The organism is Patescibacteria group bacterium (assembly GCA_028710985.1).
Classification (GTDB): domain Bacteria; phylum Patescibacteriota; class Patescibacteriia; order JAHJFT01; family JAHJFT01; genus JAQTTB01.
Map to the genome: position 1 here is coordinate 153,739 of JAQTTB010000001.1, position 18,706 is coordinate 172,444.

Genomic DNA, 18,706 nt, shown 5'->3' on the forward strand with positions numbered 1-18,706 from the left:
AAAATTAAGATTTTTTGGGTTCGATTATTTCGCCGCCCGCTTGTTTAGTTTTTTCCAGCGCGCTTTTTGAAAATTTAACGCCTTCAAAAATCAGTTTCTTCGTGAGCTCTCCGCCGCCCAGAATCTTAACCCCGCGGTTCTTCTTATCTATTCTACCGATTAATCCCCTGGAGTGCAACGTCTCAATACTCACCTTTTCACCGTCTTTATAATGTTTGGATAAAACATCAAGATCGATAACCGCGCAATGCGGCGCGAAACTCTTGAACCCCCGCACCTTGGGAATGCGGCGCAGCGTGTCGCGGAAACCCAAATGAGCGAGGCCCGAAACGCCCGAACGCGCGGTTTGGCCCTTGCCGCCGCGGCAGCTGTAAGTTCCGTGGCCCGAGGCATTGCCCCGCCCAACTCTCTTTTTTCTCTTCTTGGCGCCGGCCGCGCTTTTTAAATTCCCAAGTTCGAGTTTCATATTTTATTCTTTATTTTTAGTCTCGCCCTTCGGAGCCCGGAGCTGGCGAAGCGCGCTAAAAGTCGCTTTGACATTATTGATCTTGTTCGAACCGCCGAGAATCTTGCTCGTCACATTCTGCACTCCGGCGAGTTCCAAAACGACGCGAACCGCGCCGCCGGCCTTGATACCGCTGCCGCGGCTTGCCGGCTTGAGAAGTATGCGGGCGGCGGCAAACTTGGAGCGCACGTCATGCGGGATTGTTTCATTGACAATCGGCACGTCAATCATATTTTTCTTTGCCTTGTTTGTCGCTTTATTGACCGACATGGATACGTCCGCGCCCTTGGCAATGCCAAAACCGACGCGTCCCTTGTGGTTGCCCATCACGATAAGCGTTCGGAAACGCATGCGTTTTCCGCCCTTGGTAACGCGGGTAACGCGCGCGATATCAAGCGTGCGCTGATCGTATTCACTGTCGCCCGGCCGTCCGCCCCTGCCTCTCGGTCCGCGGTCCATTCTCCTTCGACCGCGCTCAAATCTGCCACCCCTTGCCGGTTCTTCCTTGGGGACATCAGGTACGCTAACCGTTGCCGGAACCGCTTCCGGCGTCCCGATCGCTATCGGGGATTCAACGGCGGCTTCGGCCGCCCCAACCGCTGTCGGGGCCGCTTCCGGCTCCTTGGCATCCTGCGGAATTATTTTTTCTTCTTGGTCTGGCATAATGATAAATTAAAATTCAAGACCGGCTTCGCGCGCGCCCTCGGCCAGCGCCCGGATTCGTCCGTGATATTTTCTTCCGGAACGGTCAAAAACCACGCGTTTAATTTTCTTTTCAATGGCCGCCTCGGCAATCATGGCGCCGACGGCGCGGGCCCGGTCGGTTTTTGTTCCGGCTTTCTTGCCGGTGAGTTTCAAATCCGAGGCCGCGGCAAGCGTCTTGCCGGAGTCGTCGTTGATTAACTGCGCGAAAACATGTTTAAGCGTTCTTGCTACCGAAAGCCTCGGCCGCTCGGCCGTGCCAAAAACCTTGGCGCGCACCCGCGCCCTTCTCCGCTTAAGCACTTCTTGTTTTATCTTCATCGCGTTTTTCATAATCAAAATTGCATTTATCCGGTCGCGCCGGCCGCCTTCGCGGCCTTGCCGGCTTTGCGCCTGATGACCTCGTCAATATATTTAATCCCCTTGCCCTTGTACGGTTCGGGTTTCCTGATTTTTCTGACGTTAGCCGCAACCTGTCCGATGAGCTCTTTGTCGATTCCCTTCAGCGTAATCACGTTTTTCTCAACCGTAGCTTCAATGCCCGCCGGAAGTTCAAACGGCACCGAATGCGAAAATCCGACGTCGAGCGTCAGCACCTTGCCCGAAACCGCAGCCTTATAACCAACTCCGACGACCTCCAATTTTTTTTCAAATCCGGTCGTCACGCCTAAAACCATTGAATTAATAATGCTGCGCATCGTACCCCAGACCGCGTTCTGCGAAATCTCTTCCGGATTTTCAACCTTAATCTGAATCTGTTTCTCGCCCTCCCCTTCCACAATTTCTGCGGAGAGATGCAGCGGAAGCGCCCGCGTGATTTCACCCTTCGGTCCCTTTATCCTAATTGAATCCGCCGTAATCTGGGCTTCGACGCCGGCTGGCAGTATAATTGGTTTTTTTCCTATTCTAGACATATTGGATATTTAATAAACCTCGCAAATCACTTCTCCGCCTAATTTTTGTTTGCGGGCCTCTTTATTCGTCATCAGCCCGCGCGAAGTTGAAATAATCGCGATGCCATAATCATTAAGCACGCGCGGTAATTCATATTTGCCGGCATAAACTCTTCGGCCCGGCTTGCTGACGCGCTGAATATTGCGAATTGTCGGCTGACCGTCATCTTCATAACGAAGCGTAATAACAATTTCGCCATGGGCTTCTGGAATTTCGACAACGCTTTTAATAAAATTTTCATGCTCAAGAATTTTGGCAATTGCAAACTTTAGCCTGGATGCCGGCATATGGACTTCCGCCTTTTGTACCCTTGAGGCGTTTCTTATTCTTGTTAGCATGTCTGCGATTGGATCTGTAAACATAATAATATTAATTACCAGCTTGACTTTGTAATCCCCGGAATCTGTCCGCGGTTGGCAAGCTCTCTAAAACAAATGCGGCATAAATCAAAATCGCGCATGTATCCGTGTTTTCGGCCGCAGCGCCAGCAGCGCCTCACGATGCGAGTGCTGTACTTTGGCTTTTTCTTCGATTTTGCGATTTGTGATTCCGTTGCCATATTTTCTAATTTGTTTTAAATGGAAAACCTAAATATTTATATAATGCTAAACCATTTTCGTAATTTCCGGCATTGGAAGTAACCGTAATCTCAAGCGGATGGACTACTTCGACCTCTTCCGGTTTTATTTCCGGGAATGCCTGCGATTCGCGCATACCGAGCGAAAGATTGCCGAACTTGTCAACCGACTTCGGATCCAAGCCACGAAAATCACGCACGCGCGGCAACACAATATTGATGTATCTGTCCAAAAAATCATACATCCGGTCTCCGCGGAGCGTAACCTTCATACCGATATCCATTCCGGCGCGTATTTTAAAAGTAGAAATTGATTTTCTTGCCCTGGTCGGAACCGGCTTCTGGCCGGTAATTTTGGTTAAGGTCTTTCCGACTGCCTCCTTGTAACTCTGCTCACTCGCATTTTTGCTCAAACCGACATTAACCGTAACCTTCTTGATGCGCGGCGCAGCAAGATCATTTTTATAACCAAAATCTTTCTTAAGTTTTTGCAATACTTCTTTTTTATATAAATCCTTCATCTTCATAAAATTATTCTATTACATCCTTGCATTTGCGGCACAGTCTCGCTTTTTTCTGCTTTGAATCGCCGCCAAGAATTTTATAGCCGATGCGCGCCAACTGGCCGCATTTCGGGCAGATTAGCCTTACATTTCCCTGGTTTACCGGCGCCGGAAATTCAATCTTCTGGCCCTTCTCATTCTGACGGCGCGGCCTGACATTTTTAATAAAAATATTGCAGCCCTCTACCACAACCTTACCTTCTTTCGGAAAAATCTGAATCACCTTGCCGGTCTTTCCCGCATCTTTTCCCCTCATCATTTTTACTTTGTCGCCTTTTTTTATCTTCATAAAATTATAATACTTCCGGAGCTAAAGAAATAATCTTTGTAAATCCTTTTTCACGAAGTTCGCGGGCAACCGGCCCAAAAATTCTTGTACCGCGGGGCTCTTTGCTCCCCTTGTCAATGATAACGCCGGCATTATCGTCAAAGCGTATATAGGTGCCGTCTGCGCGCCGGGTTTCTTTATGCGTCCGTACGAGCACTACATGCACGATGTCGCTCTTTTTCACCGTCGCACGCGGCACGGCTTCCTTAACCACGCAGGTCACAATTTCACCGAGATGCGCGTATCGTTTTTGATAACCGCCCAAAACGCGAATAACCTGGAGTTTTTTCGCCCCGGTGTTATCCGCAACCTTTAACATTGTTCTATGCTGAACCATATATTTAAAAAATCTTTGAAACCAATCTCCAGCGTTTGTCGCGACTTAGCGGCCGGCATTCGACGAACGAAACCTTATCGCCCTCTTTAATATCCGGATTTGTGCAATGGACTTTAAAACGCTTACTTGACGTCATTTTCTTTCCGTAATGCGGATGGGTCATGACCCGATCAACGCGTACGACGATGGTTTTACTCATCTTCGTTGAAACCACCACTCCGGTCCATTTCTTTAATTTTTTGTTCTCTTTTTCCATAAAAAATTATTCTTTTTTAGCCACGGCAACAGCGGGCGCCTCTTTTTCGTCCCGGCGCTCGGAGAGTATGGTCAATATGCGGGCAATCAACCTTTTGTTGATCCTAACCTCGCGGACTGTTTTCAGCTCGCGCGTTGAAACCTTAAACCTCATGCTGCGGTACTTCTCGCGAAGTTCGGCAAGCATCTTCCTGAGTTCTTCTTTTGATTTTTTTCTTAATTCCTTGATTTCCATAATTATTGTTTTGCGATATAACGCGTTTTCACCGAAAGTTTATGCCCGGCAAATTTCATGGCTTCGTGGGCCGATTTATCGTCAACGCCGTCCATTTCAAACATTACCATTCCCGGCTTAACGATTACGACATAATGGTCAACCGTACCTTTACCGCTGCCCATCGGAACCTCAGCGCCCTTTTTGGTTACCGGCTTATCCGGAAAAACACGTATCCAAACCTTGCCGCCTTTTCTGATATATCTTGTCATTACACGGCGGGCTGCCTCAATCTGGCGTGACGAAACCCAGCCATGCTCCATCGCCTTAAGTCCGAACGTACCAAAAGCAATCCGCGTCTTGCGACTCGCAACGCCTTCCTGGCGTCGTCTTCCCTTGAAGGATTTTCTGTATTTTACTTTTTTTGGAATCAACATATTTTACTATTTCTTTAAAAACGGACTTGCTTCACGCTCTTCAAAAACCTCTCCGCGGTAAATCCAGACCTTTACGCCGATTGTTCCATAAATTGTATGCGCAACCTTGTAGGCAAAATCAATATCCGCGCGCAAATTCTGCAAAGGTATCTTTCCCCAAGAAAGCGTTTCGGTTCTCGCGATTTCGACGCCGTTCAAGCGGCCGCCCATTCTTGCCTTTACGCCCAGGGCTCCCGCCTTTTTGACGCGATCAAGCGCCGATTTCATTACGCGGCGGTATGGAAGTCTTTTTTCGGTATCCGCCACCATCTGTTCCGCAATAATCGCGGCGGAAAGTGAAGGCTTCGCAACCTCAAGAATATTGATGTTGATGACAGTTTTGGTTCCTGGATAAAACTTATCCTTTATTTGTTTTTTCAAATCCTCAATGCCCGCGCCGGAACGGCCGATTATCATACCGGGCTTGGAGGTGCGAATAATTATAGTAATCGCGTTTCTTGATCTCTCGATTTCCACCCGGTCAACGCCGCCTTCTTTGAGTTTAGTATCCAAAAAATCCTGGATCATTATATCGTCCTTAAGTAATTTTTTATAATTTCCGCGCTTTTGGAACCATTTTGAATTCCAACCGAAAATCTGTTTTATGCGGAAAATTTTTGGATGTACCTTATGTCCCATAAATTATTTTTTGGTAATTTTTTCCTCTTTTTTTACGGCCGGTTTCTTAACTGATTTGACGACCGGTTTTTTGGATTCCCTGCCCGGTTTTACTTCCTTTGGAGTAACTTCGGCGAGCACGATCGCAAGGTGGGTAGTGCGCTTTCTGATTGGCGCCGCGCTCCCGTGAGCCCGCGCCATGGATCGATGCAGTATCGGACCGCCGTCAGCCGTAATTTGTTTGATAAATAAATTTTCTTTCTTTAGTGAAAAATTATGTTCAGCATTAGCAATCGCCGAATTTAAAAGCTTTGTAACGCAAACCTTCGCATTTTTTCTGAGATGCGCGAGTTCAAAAAGCGCGCGCTCGACATCCATCCCCTTGATGAGATTGGCAACGAGCCGGACTTTTTTCGGCGCGATTCTTATATATTTTGCTCTTGCTTTAACTTCCATATTTTTTATTTAGCTGATTTTCCACCAGCGGCCGGTGCCTGCGCCGCTTTAGATGCCGCTGCGGCGCCTTCTTCCTGCTTTGTTTCAAGCTCTTTCTGCATCTTGCCGCCGTGGCGGATAAATTTGCGGGTCGGCGCGAATTCTCCGAGCTTATGACCGACCATGTTTTCCGTGGCAAGAACCGGCAGATGAATCTTTCCGTTATGCACGCCAAAAATAAATCCGACCATTTCCGGTGTAATAGTTGCCGCACGCGCCCAAGTTTTAATCACCGTTTTATCGCCCGGCTTCAACTTTGCGACCTTCGCAAGAAGCCTTTCGTCGACATACGGACCTTTTTTTAAACTGCGTGACATAAATTATTGTCTTTTTTTCTTTTTACTTATCCTTCTTTGAAGAATTAATTTATCCGAACCTTTGTGCTTTCTGGTCTTAACACCAAGCGCCGGCTTGCCCCACGGAGTCTTTGGATGCTTTAAGCCGATCGGGTTCTTACCTTCGCCGCCTCCATGCGGATGGTCAACCGGATTCATAACCTTGCCGCGCACGCTCGGACGGATACCCCTGAGTCTCGTGCGGCCGGCCTTTCCCCAGCGCACCAAACCCCAATCCGGGTTTGAAACCTGACCGATGGTCGCCATACAATTCTTGGGAATGAGCCTAATTTCTCCAGACGGCATTTTTATCTGCGCATACTCCCCTTCAACCGCCATGATTACCGCCGACACACCGGCACCCCGCACCAGCTGGGCGCCCTTGCCCTGTGTTAATTCCAAGTCATATACCGGGATGCCCGGCGGAATGAGTCCGAGTGGAAAACGATTGCCTGATTTTATTTCGCCAAGTGTCTTAGAGGACACGACCGAATCACCGACCTTAATATCATCTGGAGCAATCATGTAGCTCTTTGCTCCGTCCGCATAAATAAGCAACGCCAAGCGGGCTCCGCGATTTGGATCATACTCAATTGTCGCGACGCGCGCCGGAATATCATATTTACTGCGGTTCCAGTCAATAATTCTGATATAGCGTTTCTCGCCACCGCCCTGATGACGCACCGTAATCTTACCGCCGGTGCGGCCGGCCTTATTCATTTTCGCCAAAATCAAACCGCGCTCCGGCTCATGCCTTGTGATATCCCGAAAATCCTGCACCGAAGAAAGTCGGCGTCCCTTATTTGTGGGTTTGTAATGTTTGATTGGCATAATTTATTAAACGCCTTCGTATAATTCAATCTTTTCTCCCGGCACGAGTGTGACGACCGCCTTACGCCAGCACTTAGTTGTTCCACTGACGCGACCAAAACGCACTTTTTTACCTCTCATATTAATTACATTCACATCCTGAACTTTTACGTTAAAAACTCTTTCAACCGCTTTTTTAATTTCAATTTTATTCGCCTCCCGGTTCACCTTAAAAACATATTTGCCCTGTGCGGCAAGTATTGAAGCCTTTTCCGAAACCATCGGCTCAACCAGATTGCGATAAGCGAGCCCGGTATCAACCGACTCTTTGCGCGCCGCCTGTTTTTCCTTGCGCTCGGCTTTGCCGACCTTCGTCGCAGCTTTCTTTTCTTTATCCTTAATAACCTTTGACGCAATCTTCTTGTCGCCAATCTGCTTCTCTTTCACCTTTTTAAATTTGTCAAAAAATCCCATATTATTTCAGACTGTATAATTTCTCAATAACCGGCAGAGCGTTCTTTGGAAAAAGAATCTGCGGATAGGAAAGCACGTCCATCAAATTCAGATTATTGGCGCCGATTGCGTTAACCCAGGAAATGTTGCGGACAGCGCGCATAATCTCGCGGTTCGGTTTATCTAAGACAAAAAGCAGTTTCTTACCCACGCCCGGCATTTTCTTGAACATCGCGTTAAGCGTTTTGGTTTTCGGAGATGAGATTTCCAAATCGTCGATAAGAATAATCTGTCCCTCTCCCGCCTTGGCGGAGAGAGCCATCAGGAGCGCTTTTCTCTTAACCTTCTTGTTGATTTTTACAGAATAATTCCTTTCACTTGTCGGACCAAACGTTATACCGCCACCAACCCAGATCGGAGAACGGGTTGAACCGTGACGCGCGCGGCCGGTACCCTTCTGTCTCCACGGTTTCTTGCCGCCTCCGCGCACTTCGCCGCGTCCTTTGGTATGGGCATAAATCCGGCGCTTGTTCGCCATTGCCGCAACCACGGCCTCGTGAACCAGCACGGGATTTATTTCCACGCCAAAAATCTTCGGATTTAATTCAATCTTTTCTATTTCTTTTCCTTCCTTATTGTAAACGCTCGCTTCGGCCATATTATTCTCCGACTAATTCAATAAGTGAATTTTTCGCTCCCGGCACCGCGCCTTTAAGCGCAATACGATTACCCGCTTCATCGATCTGAATAATCTCAAGATTTTTTACCGTGACGCGGTCACATCCCATGCGGCCGCCCATTCTTGTGCCGAGAAAAACGCGCTGCGGATCGGTCGCGCCAATGGAACCCGGCATTCTAAGCTGATCTTTGTGGCCATGGGTCGCTGGGCTTCCGGCAAAACCGTGTCTTTTTACAACACCCTGAAACCCCTTTCCCTTTGAAATGCCGGCAACTACAACCTTTTCACCGGGTTTAAAAATTGTAACTTTTATTTCCTGACCGCGCTGAAAAGTTTCCGAATTTTCAATTCTAAATTCACGCAAATACCTAAACTTCGGAAGATCTTTGAGATGTCCGCCAAGCGGCTTATTCAGCCTGCTCTTCTCACCGCAACCAATCTGTACGGCTGTATAACCGTCTTTTTCCTTGGACTTAATTTGAGTCACCTGGCAAGGCTTTACCTCAATCCAGGTAATCGGGATTCTAATCCCTTTCTCATCCCAAACCTGGTCCATGTCAAGTTTTTTACCCAGTATAAATTTCATAATTTCTGGTGATAATTAAAAACCAGAAGTCCAAAAACAAATTGCTTTGCTTTGAGGCTTCCAGCTCTTTGCGAGCGCCCGCGGCGCAATCAAAGGCTTTTTAATGAATATTCAATTTACAATCTTCTCCTGCTCTTTTCGCTGACCCACAAAGGTTTTTCTCGCTCCGACTTATCGGAGAAAGAATCTTTCTTTGCTGCCATGAAAAGATGAATAAATTTACATTTTTATTTCTACATCCACGCCGGCCGGCAGATTGAGGCTCATGAGGGAATCAATGGTCTTGGGCGTCGGATCGATAATGTCAATCAGACGCTTATGGACTCTCATCTCATACTGCTCGCGCGCGTCTTTATGCACGAACGTGGAACGGTTTACCGTATACTTTCTTTTTTCAGTCGGAAGAGGCACCGGTCCCAAAACCTGGGCGCCGGTCCTTTCGGCCGTATCTAAGATTGTCCGCGTCGCCTGATCAATAATCTTATTATCATACGCCCGAATCTTTATTCTGATTCTCTGCTTTATTTCCTCTTCTTTTTCCTTTTTAGTTGTTTTTTCTTCTGACATGTTAGAAAGATCAATGCCTTATTGGCCCCCCGACGTTACCGCCAGGGGGCCAATATTTTTTTTTATTTAATGATCTTGGTTACCACACCGGCACCCACGGTTTTTCCGCCTTCACGGACGGCAATCTTCATCTTTTCTTCAAGCGCAACCGGAACAATAAGCTTTATCTTGAGATTCGCCGTATCGCCGGGCATAACCATTTCCGTGCCTTCCGGGAGTTCAACCTCACCCGTCACGTCGGTCGTGCGGATATAGAATTGAGGCTTATATCCCTTGAAGAACGGCTTATGGCGTCCGCCTTCCTCTTTCGTAAGGCAGTATACTTCTGCTTCAAATTCAGTATGCGGGGTCACCGAACCGGGTTTGGCGATAACCATGCCGCGCTCCACTTCTTCTTTCTTGGTGCCGCGGAGCAAAATACCAGCATTGTCGCCTGCCTGGCCCTCATCCAATGACTTATTGAACATTTCGATGCCCGTCGCCACGGTTTTTTGGGTTGGCTTGATACCGACAATTTCAATATCCTCGTTAATATGAATTACGCCTCTCTCAATGCGACCGGTCACTACTGTGCCGCGGCCCTCGATTGAAAACACGTCTTCAACCGGCATGAGGAAAGGTTTATCGGTTTCACGCTTGGGTTCCGGAATATATTCGTCAAGCTGTTTCAAGAGCTCGAGAATCGGCTTTGAGGCTTCCTCGTCCGACGGGTTCGCAAGCGCCTTGGTGGCTGAACCGCGGATAATCGGAGTTGTGTCGCCCGGGTATTCATATTTCTTCAAAAGGTCGCGCACTTCCTCTTCAACCAGGTCAATAAGCTCCTTATCATTAACCATGTCAACCTTATTCAAGAAAACAATAATTGAAGGAACACCGACCTGCCTTGCGAGAAGAATGTGCTCGCGAGTCTGCGGCATGGGTCCGTCCGCAGCCGAAACCACAAGAATCGCGCCATCCATCTGGGCCGCGCCGGTGATCATATTCTTAATATAATCAGCATGGCCAGGACAATCCACGTGGGCATAGTGCCTTTTTTCGGTTTCGTACTCAACGTGCGCCGTGGCAATGGTAATGCCGCGCTCACGCTCTTCCGGAGCCGCGTCGATCTGGTCAACTGACTTAGACTGCGCCTTCATGCCATGCGCGTTCATAACCGCAAGAATAGCGGCAGTTAGCGTAGTTTTGCCGTGGTCAACGTGGCCGATTGTGCCGACATTGACGTGCGGCTTTGTTCTTTGAAATTTCTCTGCCATATTGGCTCTCCTATTGCGAGCGGCCCCTCCACAACTGGTGAAGCGAAGGGTTTTACCCAACCGCTGCTAGGTAAATTAGTAAATATATTAAATTCTCTGAGTCCAAAAAGGCAATTTTTACGCTAAATTTAGAATAAATTTTGCCAAATTGAACTAAAAGCAAATAAAATTATAGCACAATTCAAATCTTTTGCAAGCCCTTTACTCAATCGGTTCAAGATAAAAACGCTCTTCTTCACTTACTGGCGTTTCATCAAACGATGGTTCACCGACCGGTTCTTTGACTTCCGCAAAATCGTTATTGCCAAGATCCCCATTTCCCGCCCACTTTTCGCTCGCCTCCTCAACACGGTTCTGATTATTCAGCCGGTCGGTCAGCTCTTCATAGGCGCTAAACGACATTATCACATAAGCCTCCCCCTCCCCCTGATCCGTAACAATGAGCCGGTCTCCGGTTTTTTTTACGAGATTGAGAAACTTTTGCCAATTCATATTATTAATTTATTAATATTATTTTTTTCCCTCGATAATCAATTGTTCGACGTTTTTAGGCACCTCTTCATAATGATCAAATTCCATGGTATAGCTCGCTCGGCCCTGAGACATTGAACGCAGATCCGTGGCGTAACCGAACATTTCGGAAAGCGGCACGAATGCATCCACCACTTTCAACTTTCCGCGGTCGCGCATTTCTTGAATCTTGGCGCGGCGTGAATTCAGGTCGCCGATTACTTCACCCATGAAATTTTCCGGAGTAATCGCCTCAACCTTCATTACCGGCTCAAGCAAAACAAGCTTGGCGCGGCGCGCGGCCTCCTGGAAGGCCATGGAACCGGCAATTTTAAACGCCGCCTCTGAAGAATCGACTTCATGGAACGAACCATCATAACAGGCAACCTTGACGTCAATGACCGGATATCCGGCGAGCACACCGCGTTCCATTGCTTCCTTGACGCCCTTTTGGATCGGGGGCAAATATTCCTTCGGAATCACGCCGCCCTTGATTTCATCTTTAAACTCATAGCCCTTGCCCGGTTCATTCGGCTCAACACGCAGATAGCAATGCCCATATTGTCCGCGGCCGCCGGATTGTTTGATGTATTTTCCTTCGGCCTCGGCTTTATTTTTAATTGTTTCCTTGTAAGCGACCTGCGGCTTGCCGACATCTGCCTCAACCTTGAATTCGCGTTTCATGCGGTCAACAATAATATCCAGATGAAGTTCGCCCATGCCGGAAATAATGGTCTGCATGGTTTCCTCATCACTCCGGACGCGGAAGGTCGGATCTTCTTCGGCGAGCTTCTGGAGCGCCATACCCATTTTTTCCTGGTCGGCTTTTGTCTTAGGTTCAATGGCGACCGAAATAACCGGTTCCGGAAACACGATTGATTCCAAAACCACGGGATGCGCTTCGTCGCAAAGCGTGTTGCCGGTCGTTGTTTCTTTGAGTCCGACTGCGGCCGCAATTTCCCCGGCATAAACATCATTAACCTCTTCGCGGTGGTTTGCATGCATACGCAGAATTCGTCCGATGCGCTCTTTTTTTCCGTTTGAGGAATTTAAAATGTATGAACCCGCGGAAAGCTTGCCCGAATATACTCGAAAAAACGCCAATTTACCGACAAATGGATCGGTCGCAATTTTAAAGGCAAGCGCGGTAAACGGACCATTATCATCGGGTTTAACTTCAATTTCCTTTGTCTTATCACTCGGATCAAAACCAATAACCGGAGGAACATCAAGCGGCGATGGCAGATAATAAACCACGGCGTCAAGCATATGCTGTACGCCCTTGTTCTTGAGGGCGCTGCCGCAAAGCACGGGCACAATATCCCCCTTTATTACCGCCTTGCGCAGCGTCGCGCGCAAAGCGTCAAGCGGAATATCTTCACCCGCAAGATACTTATTCATCAGCGCTTCATCATTTTCAACGATTGCCTCCACGAGCTTGGCGCGATATTCAGCCGCTTTATCGGCAAGATCGGCCGGAATCTCGGTAACCTCGATTTCTTTTCCCAAATCATCTTTATAGAGATAAGCTTTTTTCTCAAGCAGGTCAACGAGGCCCATAAAATTCGCTTCCGTGCCGATTGGGAGCTGGATTGGATACGCTCTTTTTGTCAGGCGTTCGTGAATGGTGCCCAGGTCCCAATAAAAATCCGCGCCCGTACGATCAAGTTTATTGATAAAACAAATGCGCGGCACATTGTAATCATCCGCATAGTGCCAGTTTGTTTCGGATTGCGGCTCAACGCCGGCCACGCCGTCAAAAACCACGACCGCGCCGTCCAAAACACGGAGCGACCGCTTTACCTCAACCGTAAAGTCAATATGGCCGGGGGTATCAATCAGGTTAATGCGTGAATTTTTCCAAAAACAAGTCGTTGCCGCCGAAGTAATGGTGATGCCGCGTTCGCGCTCCTGCTCCATCCAGTCCATTTCCGCCGCGCCCTCATGCACCTCGCCGATTTTATGTTTTTTTCCGGTATAAAAAAGAATGCGCTCACTGACCGTGGTTTTTCCGGCATCAATGTGAGCGATGACTCCGATATTTCTTGTTTGTTCCAGACTGTATTCCCTTGGCATAAAATAAAAAAAATTTAAATCCTCACTTTTTTACCCGGCGCTCGTCCGACACCCTTTCTTTTGCTGCCGCGTCCGGCTCGCACCGCCTTGCTCATGCTTTTATCTTCACTGCGGATCTCGAGATCCGGATATTTGTCTTCTTCTTCCAATTTTTCTTCAACTTCCTGTATAATTTTTTCACGCTCTTCGGAAGAAAAATCCGTAAATTCGGGATGCATATTTTTCGCTAAATTAGCGCGCAAAATGCGCAAAAGCGCGGTTGGCTTCCGCCATGCGCTGAACATCTTCTTTCTTTTTGACCGCATCTCCCTGATTATCCGCCGCAGCGATCAGCTCTTCGGCGATTCTCATGTGCATCGGCCGGCCTTTTTTGGCGCGCGCCGCTCCGATAATCCAGCGGAACGCGAGCATATTGCGGCGGTCTCCGTGCACCGGCGTCGGCACCTGATAGTTTGCGCCGCCGATTCTCCGGGATTTTATCTCAAGAATCGGAGTAACATTCTTTAACGCTTTTTCAAAAATTTCCAGGGCATCCTGTTTGGTTTTTTGCGAAATATATTCAAAGGCATCATAGATAACGCGTTCGGCCGTATTCCTCTTACCGCCCTTCATAATATGATTGATGAGCTTTGAAACAATGATCGATCCGTACTTCGGGTCGGCATTTATTTTACGCTTTGTTGCTTGGGATTTTCCACGCATAGGGTTTATTAGTGGCCCCGATGACTATCGGGGCAATTATGTTTGATAAGGTCGGCGGAGCCCTGCCTACCGGCAGGCAGGCGACACTTTGTCTAAAAAACCCGCCCTGGTGCCCTGCGGCATTGCCGCAGGGACGGGTTTATTTTTGATGCTTAGCTCCGTAAAGCGAACGACTGCGACGGCGTCCCTCAACACCGGTTGTATCATAAACGCCGCGCACGATGTGATAGCGCACGCCCGGCAAATCTTTAACACGCCCGCCACGTATCATCACGATTGAATGCTCCTGCAGATTGTGCCCTACTCCCGGAATATAAGCCGTGACCTCCATGCCGTTTGAGAGACGGACACGGGCAATCTTGCGGAGAGCCGAGTTCGGTTTTTTCGGAGTCGTGGTTGTAACCTTTACGCAAACGCCACGCTTAAAAGGACTTCCGGTTGGAAGCTCGGTCTTGTGGCGGTGAAGCGTGTCCATGGTAAACTGCATGGCCGGAGATTTGGACTTCTTTTTTGACTGATGCCGCCCCTTACGGATTAGCTGATTGATTGTTGGCATAATAAAATAAGATTGATGTGATTTTAGCCTAAAAACAAAAAAGAGTCAAGAGAGTAATATTTGTAACAGAGCAAGACTAAAATAACATAAAAAAACGAACCGGTCAAGACCGGCACGCAGCGCAGGCGAAAGATCGACATTTTTGGGCTAAGTTAAGCCATTTTTACATGAAGCCGCATTTCCGCTTTTTCTTCATCTTCTCCCTCCTCAATCAAAAAAGAGCTAATTTTATTTAGCCCTTAATCCCTAAAAAAATCAACCGTCTTAAAATAATCCGAACGTTGCCACAAGCGGGTCAACTAGTCCAATTATCTTGAACAAATAAAGCGCGCCGCCGAAAATCGGCGAAAGCACAAGTCCGTTTGTCACCCAATTTATCACAAGCAGCATCAATAAAAGATACTGGCCCTGAAGTTCGAGCCGCGCGCGGAGCCCGGCGTATTTTGGCGAAGAAAGGACCGCGTAGAGGATCTTTGAACCGTCAAGCGGCGGCACGGGAATAATGTTAAAGAAAAGCAAAATCGCATTAATAAAAATTGTAAAAATCAGGAGAACCACGAGCAAATTTTGATATCCGAGTCCGAAACCGATTAACGCGTGGGCCGCAAATCCCAAAATAAAAAAACTCGCGAGATTGGACGCCGGCCCGGCAAGCGCCACGAGAACCGGCCCCCATTTCGGGTACTTAAGATTATACGGATTGAACGGCACCGGCTTTGCCCAGCCGATTCCCACGACCATGAGCATTAAAAAACCGATTGGATCAATGTGCGCCATGGGATTTAAGGTGAGACGCCCGGCTCCGGCCGCGGTCTTGTCGCCCAGAACGTAAGCGGCAAGCGCGTGGCAGAATTCGTGGACCGTAAGCGCAAAAACAACCGCCAGAACCCAGACGATAAATAATAACGGATTTTTCAGAAGCAAATCCAGGACCATTGCAAAAAATTTAATACTATGCTAAACTACGACCATATTATAACACTAACGCAACCATTATGGCTAAAGTTTGCGACATTTGCCAGAGAGGAAAAAGTTTTACCCACTCGCGCAGTAAATCAAATATTGCCACCCTCCGGACCCATGAAATTAATCTCCAGTCAAAAAAAATCGCCGGCAAGAAAGTAAAAATCTGCACGCAGTGCATCAGGACCATGTCCAAGACAAAATAAAAAACGTCCCGATCGCGATCGGGACGTTTTTATATTTTTGTAATTTTGAATTCAGGCGATGCAATTCCTTTCACCTTCGGAGAATATTTCATTAAAAGTTCTTTTGCTTTTTCAATCGCCGAATCATCGATCGCTTTACCGCGAATAATTACAGTCGGTCCGACAATATCGGCAAGTTCCAAAACAATATCCCGCGGCTTGGCAATTTTAATAAGCATTTTACAATCTTGCGCGTCGCGCGCCACGACAATCATGTTTTCGCCGTGCCAAAAAACCCGTCCGTGGCGGAGTATGTCCGCGTCATCGGCCGTATAATCGGGCCAGTGTTCGCTAAGTTCCTTGAGGCGGCGCGAATAATCCGGGTCGGTCAAGAGACACCCGCCGGCCGGAGTCTGGAATTTTTTTATTCCGAATTTATCCGCGAGTTCAAACTGCGTGCCGCGGCTCCGGCCGCGGATATCAAATAATTTTTCGCGGCGAATTTGTCCTTTTTCTTCGGCTTCGGTCTCGGGCAAAGCTTTGGCGGAAAGGGGCCGCACGATTTTTCCGGCGAGGCCGGCCTCGCGCTCAATCTTCATCATCGACCCGAGATTCTGCGACATGGGCCGCTGTCCCAGCACCTCGCCGGTCGCGAGGAAATCAAAACCCTCGCGCTCCATGATTTCTTTTGCCTTGCGGATCATAAATAAATGGCAGTCAATGCACGGATTCATTCCGCTCCCCCGGCCGAACTTCGGCGCTTTGACAATCGCGAGATGCTCGTCACCCACGTTTTCAACCCGTAATTTTATCTCATTCGCTTCGGCAATCTCACGCGCCGCTTCTTCATCAAAAAAATGCGTGCGAAAAAACAAGGCCGTCACATCCACGCCTTGTGATTCTAAAATCTTATACGCGAGCGACGAGTCCAGCCCGCCGGAAAATAATAAGAGAGCTTTAGACATAAATCAATAATAACACGATGCCGCATAAAAACAAAAACCCCCCGCGAACGGGGGGCTTTATTTTTTTAATTATATCGCTATCGTTGCGCCGGTCGGATAGGTTATGGTTGGAGAAACATTCAAAACCTGTCCCCAGCTATATCCATGGCCGAAGAATGCGGCCTCGGTCGCAAACACCCTTCTCGCGCCGTTCTCGATCAAGTACACCGCCGGACTGCCGTTATATTTAATCAGCAAACCATCCGGATGAACCAGTTCGGAAATCATTGTGCCGGAAGATAATTTATTAATTTCCGCGTCGGTAAAATTACGGATTTTATTCCACTGAAAACCGAGATGCTCAAACACATATTCATTCTTGATCGGATATTTGATGCCCTTGGCGACCACATAAACCGCCGCCTGGCTGCCCTTTACCAAGGTGCCGCTCGGCAGATTATTGACTGTCGGATAATTAATCACGCTCGAGGTCGGATACTGCGCCAGGCTTGAATATTCTTTCACATCTTCCCAGCGCCAGCCCCAGGCTTCAAAAACCTGGCCGTTCAAAATCGGATATTTGTAACCGTTGCGCAAAAGATAAACCGTGGGCTTGCCGATTTCTTTCGCCAGTTCGCCGGTAAGAAAATTATTATCCATGACCGTAACCGTAGTACCGGATGATTGTGTTGACCCAGCCACATAAGAATTATCAAGTGACAGCTTAACCGCGGCATAGGAAATTTCATAATCCGAAGAGCGTGGAGCGCCGATATAGAATAAACCGGAAACGAAAATATTTTCCTCATCTTCACTGATGGCACATTCTCTAGATATAAAATTACCTGGCAAACCTATTGAGACATTATCACCATCATCCGGATCGACTTCCACCAAAGTATTAATGGTGAAAGGTTCGTTGATTACGAGTTCGCCGTTATCATTTACATGAGCGTCACCGGAAGTGGAATACATCGTCTCCAAGATAATAAATATTCTTCCATCCGTAGGACTGACAAAAATATCTTCGTAGGAATTATAATTCAGACTTACCGCGGCATCCACCCTTTTTAAAAGTATATTACGATAAGAGCCTGAATCAATGTCAATCACCCTCAAATAATAACTGTAAATTGTCGAACCTGTGACCATGTCTGATAAACCGCTAATATATAATGTTTGCCCGTCCGGACTCATCGCCATGTGGTAAACGCCACCATAGTGGTGATTATCATCCGGTCTTATTTCGTGGATATTTCTGACCGCGCCGCTGCCAATATCAACCTCAATTATTTCCGCCAGATGCATGGTGTAACGACTCGGAAAAATCCTGTCAAAATATATATATAACTTTCTGCCATTAGGGCTGATAAAAAGATCCTGGATTGAGTACGACTTATTAGCACCATCTTCTATACCCCAATTAACATGGACTTCGCTTACCGTACCCGAAGACGCATTCACTTTATAAATTTTTGGCAGATCTGGATTGGCCATAGTATCCGTGTAATATAGCGACGCGCCATCAGGACTTAAAATTAACTTGCCCCAATCAGTAATATGTCCGTTGGGATATTTATGTATATCAATATGCAGGGCAGGATTCCAAGGCTTTAATTCACCGGTTAATGCATCAACCGCAGCCAAGCCATTCCTTGCCTCATTATTCACGCTGGTAAAACGACCGGCAAAATATAATGTGCTGCCATCCTTGCTAAGAACCGTAGAAAAAATCCGAGTGTCGCACGATTCACCCGCCGCGCATCCTTCTAAATCTATATTTAAATTTTTTGCATTCACGCCCCCATCAATCACCGAAATATCCGAGTTGCTCACGTATAATTTTCCATTGGCTAAATAGATGTCATTAATTCCCTCGGCAAAATCCCAGCGTTGGGTGTTTGCATCCGCCTCCGGCGTCTGAACAACAAAAAACCCCAGCCCGAGGCTCAAAATTAGTAAATATATCGTGATTTTCTTAAACATAAATTGAGTATTATTCATTGGCAATTATAACGTATTTAACGCTGAAGTATAACAAAAATCCGCTTTATTGTCAAGCC

At 47.5% G+C, this 18,706-nt stretch carries 29 protein-coding genes and 1 pseudogene; 1 reads left to right on the top strand and 29 read right to left on the bottom strand.

Features of this window, described 5'->3' with window-relative positions; translation table 11 throughout:
* Positions 1–4: 4 nt before the first annotated feature.
* From rplO to PHW53_00815, 27 genes and pseudogenes are all read right to left on the bottom strand, one after another.
* On the bottom strand, positions 5–466 hold the full coding sequence (rplO, locus tag PHW53_00685; protein MDD4994978.1) for a 50S ribosomal protein L15: 462 nt from the start codon (positions 464–466) through the stop codon (positions 5–7).
* A gap of 3 nt (positions 467–469) precedes the next feature.
* Positions 470–964, bottom strand: coding sequence for a 30S ribosomal protein S5 (gene rpsE, locus PHW53_00690; protein MDD4994979.1), 495 nt, complete (start codon positions 962–964; stop codon positions 470–472).
* Positions 965–1,177: 213 nt separating this feature from the next.
* Positions 1,178–1,540: a 50S ribosomal protein L18 gene (rplR, locus tag PHW53_00695; GenBank protein MDD4994980.1), complete on the bottom strand. Its 363-nt coding sequence runs from the start codon at positions 1,538–1,540 to the stop codon at positions 1,178–1,180.
* Positions 1,541–1,554: 14 nt separating this feature from the next.
* On the bottom strand, positions 1,555–2,121 hold the full coding sequence (gene rplF, locus PHW53_00700; protein ID MDD4994981.1) for a 50S ribosomal protein L6: 567 nt from the start codon (positions 2,119–2,121) through the stop codon (positions 1,555–1,557).
* Positions 2,122–2,130: 9 nt separating this feature from the next.
* The gene (gene rpsH / locus PHW53_00705; GenBank protein MDD4994982.1) at positions 2,131–2,526 is read right to left on the bottom strand and encodes a 30S ribosomal protein S8; all 396 of its coding nucleotides are present in this window, start codon (positions 2,524–2,526) and stop codon (positions 2,131–2,133) included.
* Positions 2,527–2,534: 8 nt separating this feature from the next.
* A complete protein-coding gene (locus PHW53_00710) occupies positions 2,535–2,720 on the bottom strand; it encodes a type Z 30S ribosomal protein S14 (protein MDD4994983.1) in 186 nt (61 codons plus the stop codon).
* Positions 2,721–2,725: 5 nt separating this feature from the next.
* Positions 2,726–3,265 (bottom strand): 50S ribosomal protein L5, encoded by a 540-nt coding sequence (rplE, locus tag PHW53_00715; protein MDD4994984.1) that lies wholly within the window; start codon positions 3,263–3,265, stop codon positions 2,726–2,728.
* A gap of 4 nt (positions 3,266–3,269) precedes the next feature.
* A complete protein-coding gene (rplX, locus tag PHW53_00720; protein ID MDD4994985.1) occupies positions 3,270–3,590 on the bottom strand; it encodes a 50S ribosomal protein L24 in 321 nt (106 codons plus the stop codon).
* Positions 3,591–3,594: 4 nt separating this feature from the next.
* Positions 3,595–3,966 carry a 50S ribosomal protein L14 gene (gene rplN / locus PHW53_00725; GenBank protein MDD4994986.1) on the bottom strand — a complete coding sequence of 124 codons (372 nt, stop codon included), beginning with the start codon at positions 3,964–3,966 and terminating at the stop codon, positions 3,595–3,597.
* 4 nt (positions 3,967–3,970) lie between these two features.
* The gene (gene rpsQ, locus PHW53_00730) at positions 3,971–4,222 is read right to left on the bottom strand and encodes a 30S ribosomal protein S17 (GenBank protein MDD4994987.1); all 252 of its coding nucleotides are present in this window, start codon (positions 4,220–4,222) and stop codon (positions 3,971–3,973) included.
* A gap of 6 nt (positions 4,223–4,228) precedes the next feature.
* On the bottom strand, positions 4,229–4,456 hold the full coding sequence (gene rpmC / locus PHW53_00735; GenBank protein ID MDD4994988.1) for a 50S ribosomal protein L29: 228 nt from the start codon (positions 4,454–4,456) through the stop codon (positions 4,229–4,231).
* A gap of 2 nt (positions 4,457–4,458) precedes the next feature.
* The gene (gene rplP / locus PHW53_00740) at positions 4,459–4,872 is read right to left on the bottom strand and encodes a 50S ribosomal protein L16 (GenBank protein MDD4994989.1); all 414 of its coding nucleotides are present in this window, start codon (positions 4,870–4,872) and stop codon (positions 4,459–4,461) included.
* Positions 4,873–4,878: 6 nt separating this feature from the next.
* On the bottom strand, positions 4,879–5,550 hold the full coding sequence (rpsC, locus tag PHW53_00745; protein ID MDD4994990.1) for a 30S ribosomal protein S3: 672 nt from the start codon (positions 5,548–5,550) through the stop codon (positions 4,879–4,881).
* Positions 5,551–5,658: 108 nt separating this feature from the next.
* Positions 5,659–5,985 (bottom strand): annotated as a pseudogene (rplV, locus tag PHW53_00750) (50S ribosomal protein L22).
* 5 nt (positions 5,986–5,990) lie between these two features.
* Positions 5,991–6,341 (bottom strand): 30S ribosomal protein S19, encoded by a 351-nt coding sequence (gene rpsS, locus PHW53_00755; protein MDD4994991.1) that lies wholly within the window; start codon positions 6,339–6,341, stop codon positions 5,991–5,993.
* A gap of 3 nt (positions 6,342–6,344) precedes the next feature.
* A complete protein-coding gene (rplB, locus tag PHW53_00760; protein ID MDD4994992.1) occupies positions 6,345–7,190 on the bottom strand; it encodes a 50S ribosomal protein L2 in 846 nt (281 codons plus the stop codon).
* A 6-nt stretch (positions 7,191–7,196) separates the two neighbouring features.
* The gene (gene rplW, locus PHW53_00765) at positions 7,197–7,643 is read right to left on the bottom strand and encodes a 50S ribosomal protein L23 (GenBank protein ID MDD4994993.1); all 447 of its coding nucleotides are present in this window, start codon (positions 7,641–7,643) and stop codon (positions 7,197–7,199) included.
* Position 7,644: 1 nt separating this feature from the next.
* Entirely contained in the window at positions 7,645–8,280 is a 636-nt protein-coding gene (gene rplD / locus PHW53_00770; GenBank protein ID MDD4994994.1) for a 50S ribosomal protein L4, read from the bottom strand.
* 1 nt (position 8,281) lies between these two features.
* Positions 8,282–8,890, bottom strand: coding sequence for a 50S ribosomal protein L3 (gene rplC, locus PHW53_00775; protein ID MDD4994995.1), 609 nt, complete (start codon positions 8,888–8,890; stop codon positions 8,282–8,284).
* A 216-nt stretch (positions 8,891–9,106) separates the two neighbouring features.
* Entirely contained in the window at positions 9,107–9,454 is a 348-nt protein-coding gene (rpsJ, locus tag PHW53_00780) for a 30S ribosomal protein S10 (GenBank protein MDD4994996.1), read from the bottom strand.
* 62 nt (positions 9,455–9,516) lie between these two features.
* Positions 9,517–10,707, bottom strand: coding sequence for an elongation factor Tu (gene tuf, locus PHW53_00785; GenBank protein ID MDD4994997.1), 1,191 nt, complete (start codon positions 10,705–10,707; stop codon positions 9,517–9,519).
* Positions 10,708–10,908: 201 nt separating this feature from the next.
* A complete protein-coding gene (locus PHW53_00790) occupies positions 10,909–11,199 on the bottom strand; it encodes a hypothetical protein (protein ID MDD4994998.1) in 291 nt (96 codons plus the stop codon).
* Between the two features lie 18 nt (positions 11,200–11,217).
* Positions 11,218–13,293, bottom strand: coding sequence for an elongation factor G (gene fusA / locus PHW53_00795; GenBank protein ID MDD4994999.1), 2,076 nt, complete (start codon positions 13,291–13,293; stop codon positions 11,218–11,220).
* A gap of 14 nt (positions 13,294–13,307) precedes the next feature.
* Positions 13,308–13,511: a hypothetical protein gene (locus PHW53_00800; protein ID MDD4995000.1), complete on the bottom strand. Its 204-nt coding sequence runs from the start codon at positions 13,509–13,511 to the stop codon at positions 13,308–13,310.
* A 13-nt stretch (positions 13,512–13,524) separates the two neighbouring features.
* A complete protein-coding gene (gene rpsG / locus PHW53_00805; GenBank protein MDD4995001.1) occupies positions 13,525–13,995 on the bottom strand; it encodes a 30S ribosomal protein S7 in 471 nt (156 codons plus the stop codon).
* A gap of 139 nt (positions 13,996–14,134) precedes the next feature.
* Positions 14,135–14,551: a 30S ribosomal protein S12 gene (rpsL, locus tag PHW53_00810; GenBank protein ID MDD4995002.1), complete on the bottom strand. Its 417-nt coding sequence runs from the start codon at positions 14,549–14,551 to the stop codon at positions 14,135–14,137.
* Between the two features lie 264 nt (positions 14,552–14,815).
* Positions 14,816–15,487 (bottom strand): site-2 protease family protein, encoded by a 672-nt coding sequence (locus PHW53_00815; protein ID MDD4995003.1) that lies wholly within the window; start codon positions 15,485–15,487, stop codon positions 14,816–14,818.
* Positions 15,488–15,546: 59 nt separating this feature from the next.
* Between PHW53_00815 and PHW53_00820 the strand changes: the two genes are divergently transcribed.
* The gene (locus tag PHW53_00820; protein ID MDD4995004.1) at positions 15,547–15,720 is read left to right on the top strand and encodes a bL28 family ribosomal protein; all 174 of its coding nucleotides are present in this window, start codon (positions 15,547–15,549) and stop codon (positions 15,718–15,720) included.
* 29 nt (positions 15,721–15,749) lie between these two features.
* On the opposite strand, the gene PHW53_00825 is transcribed toward PHW53_00820, so the two are convergent.
* Together PHW53_00825 and PHW53_00830 are read right to left on the bottom strand one after the other, a co-directional pair.
* Entirely contained in the window at positions 15,750–16,664 is a 915-nt protein-coding gene (locus tag PHW53_00825) for a tRNA 4-thiouridine(8) synthase ThiI (GenBank protein ID MDD4995005.1), read from the bottom strand.
* A 69-nt stretch (positions 16,665–16,733) separates the two neighbouring features.
* The gene (locus tag PHW53_00830) at positions 16,734–18,629 is read right to left on the bottom strand and encodes a hypothetical protein (GenBank protein ID MDD4995006.1); all 1,896 of its coding nucleotides are present in this window, start codon (positions 18,627–18,629) and stop codon (positions 16,734–16,736) included.
* Between the last annotated feature and the right edge of the window lie 77 nt (positions 18,630–18,706).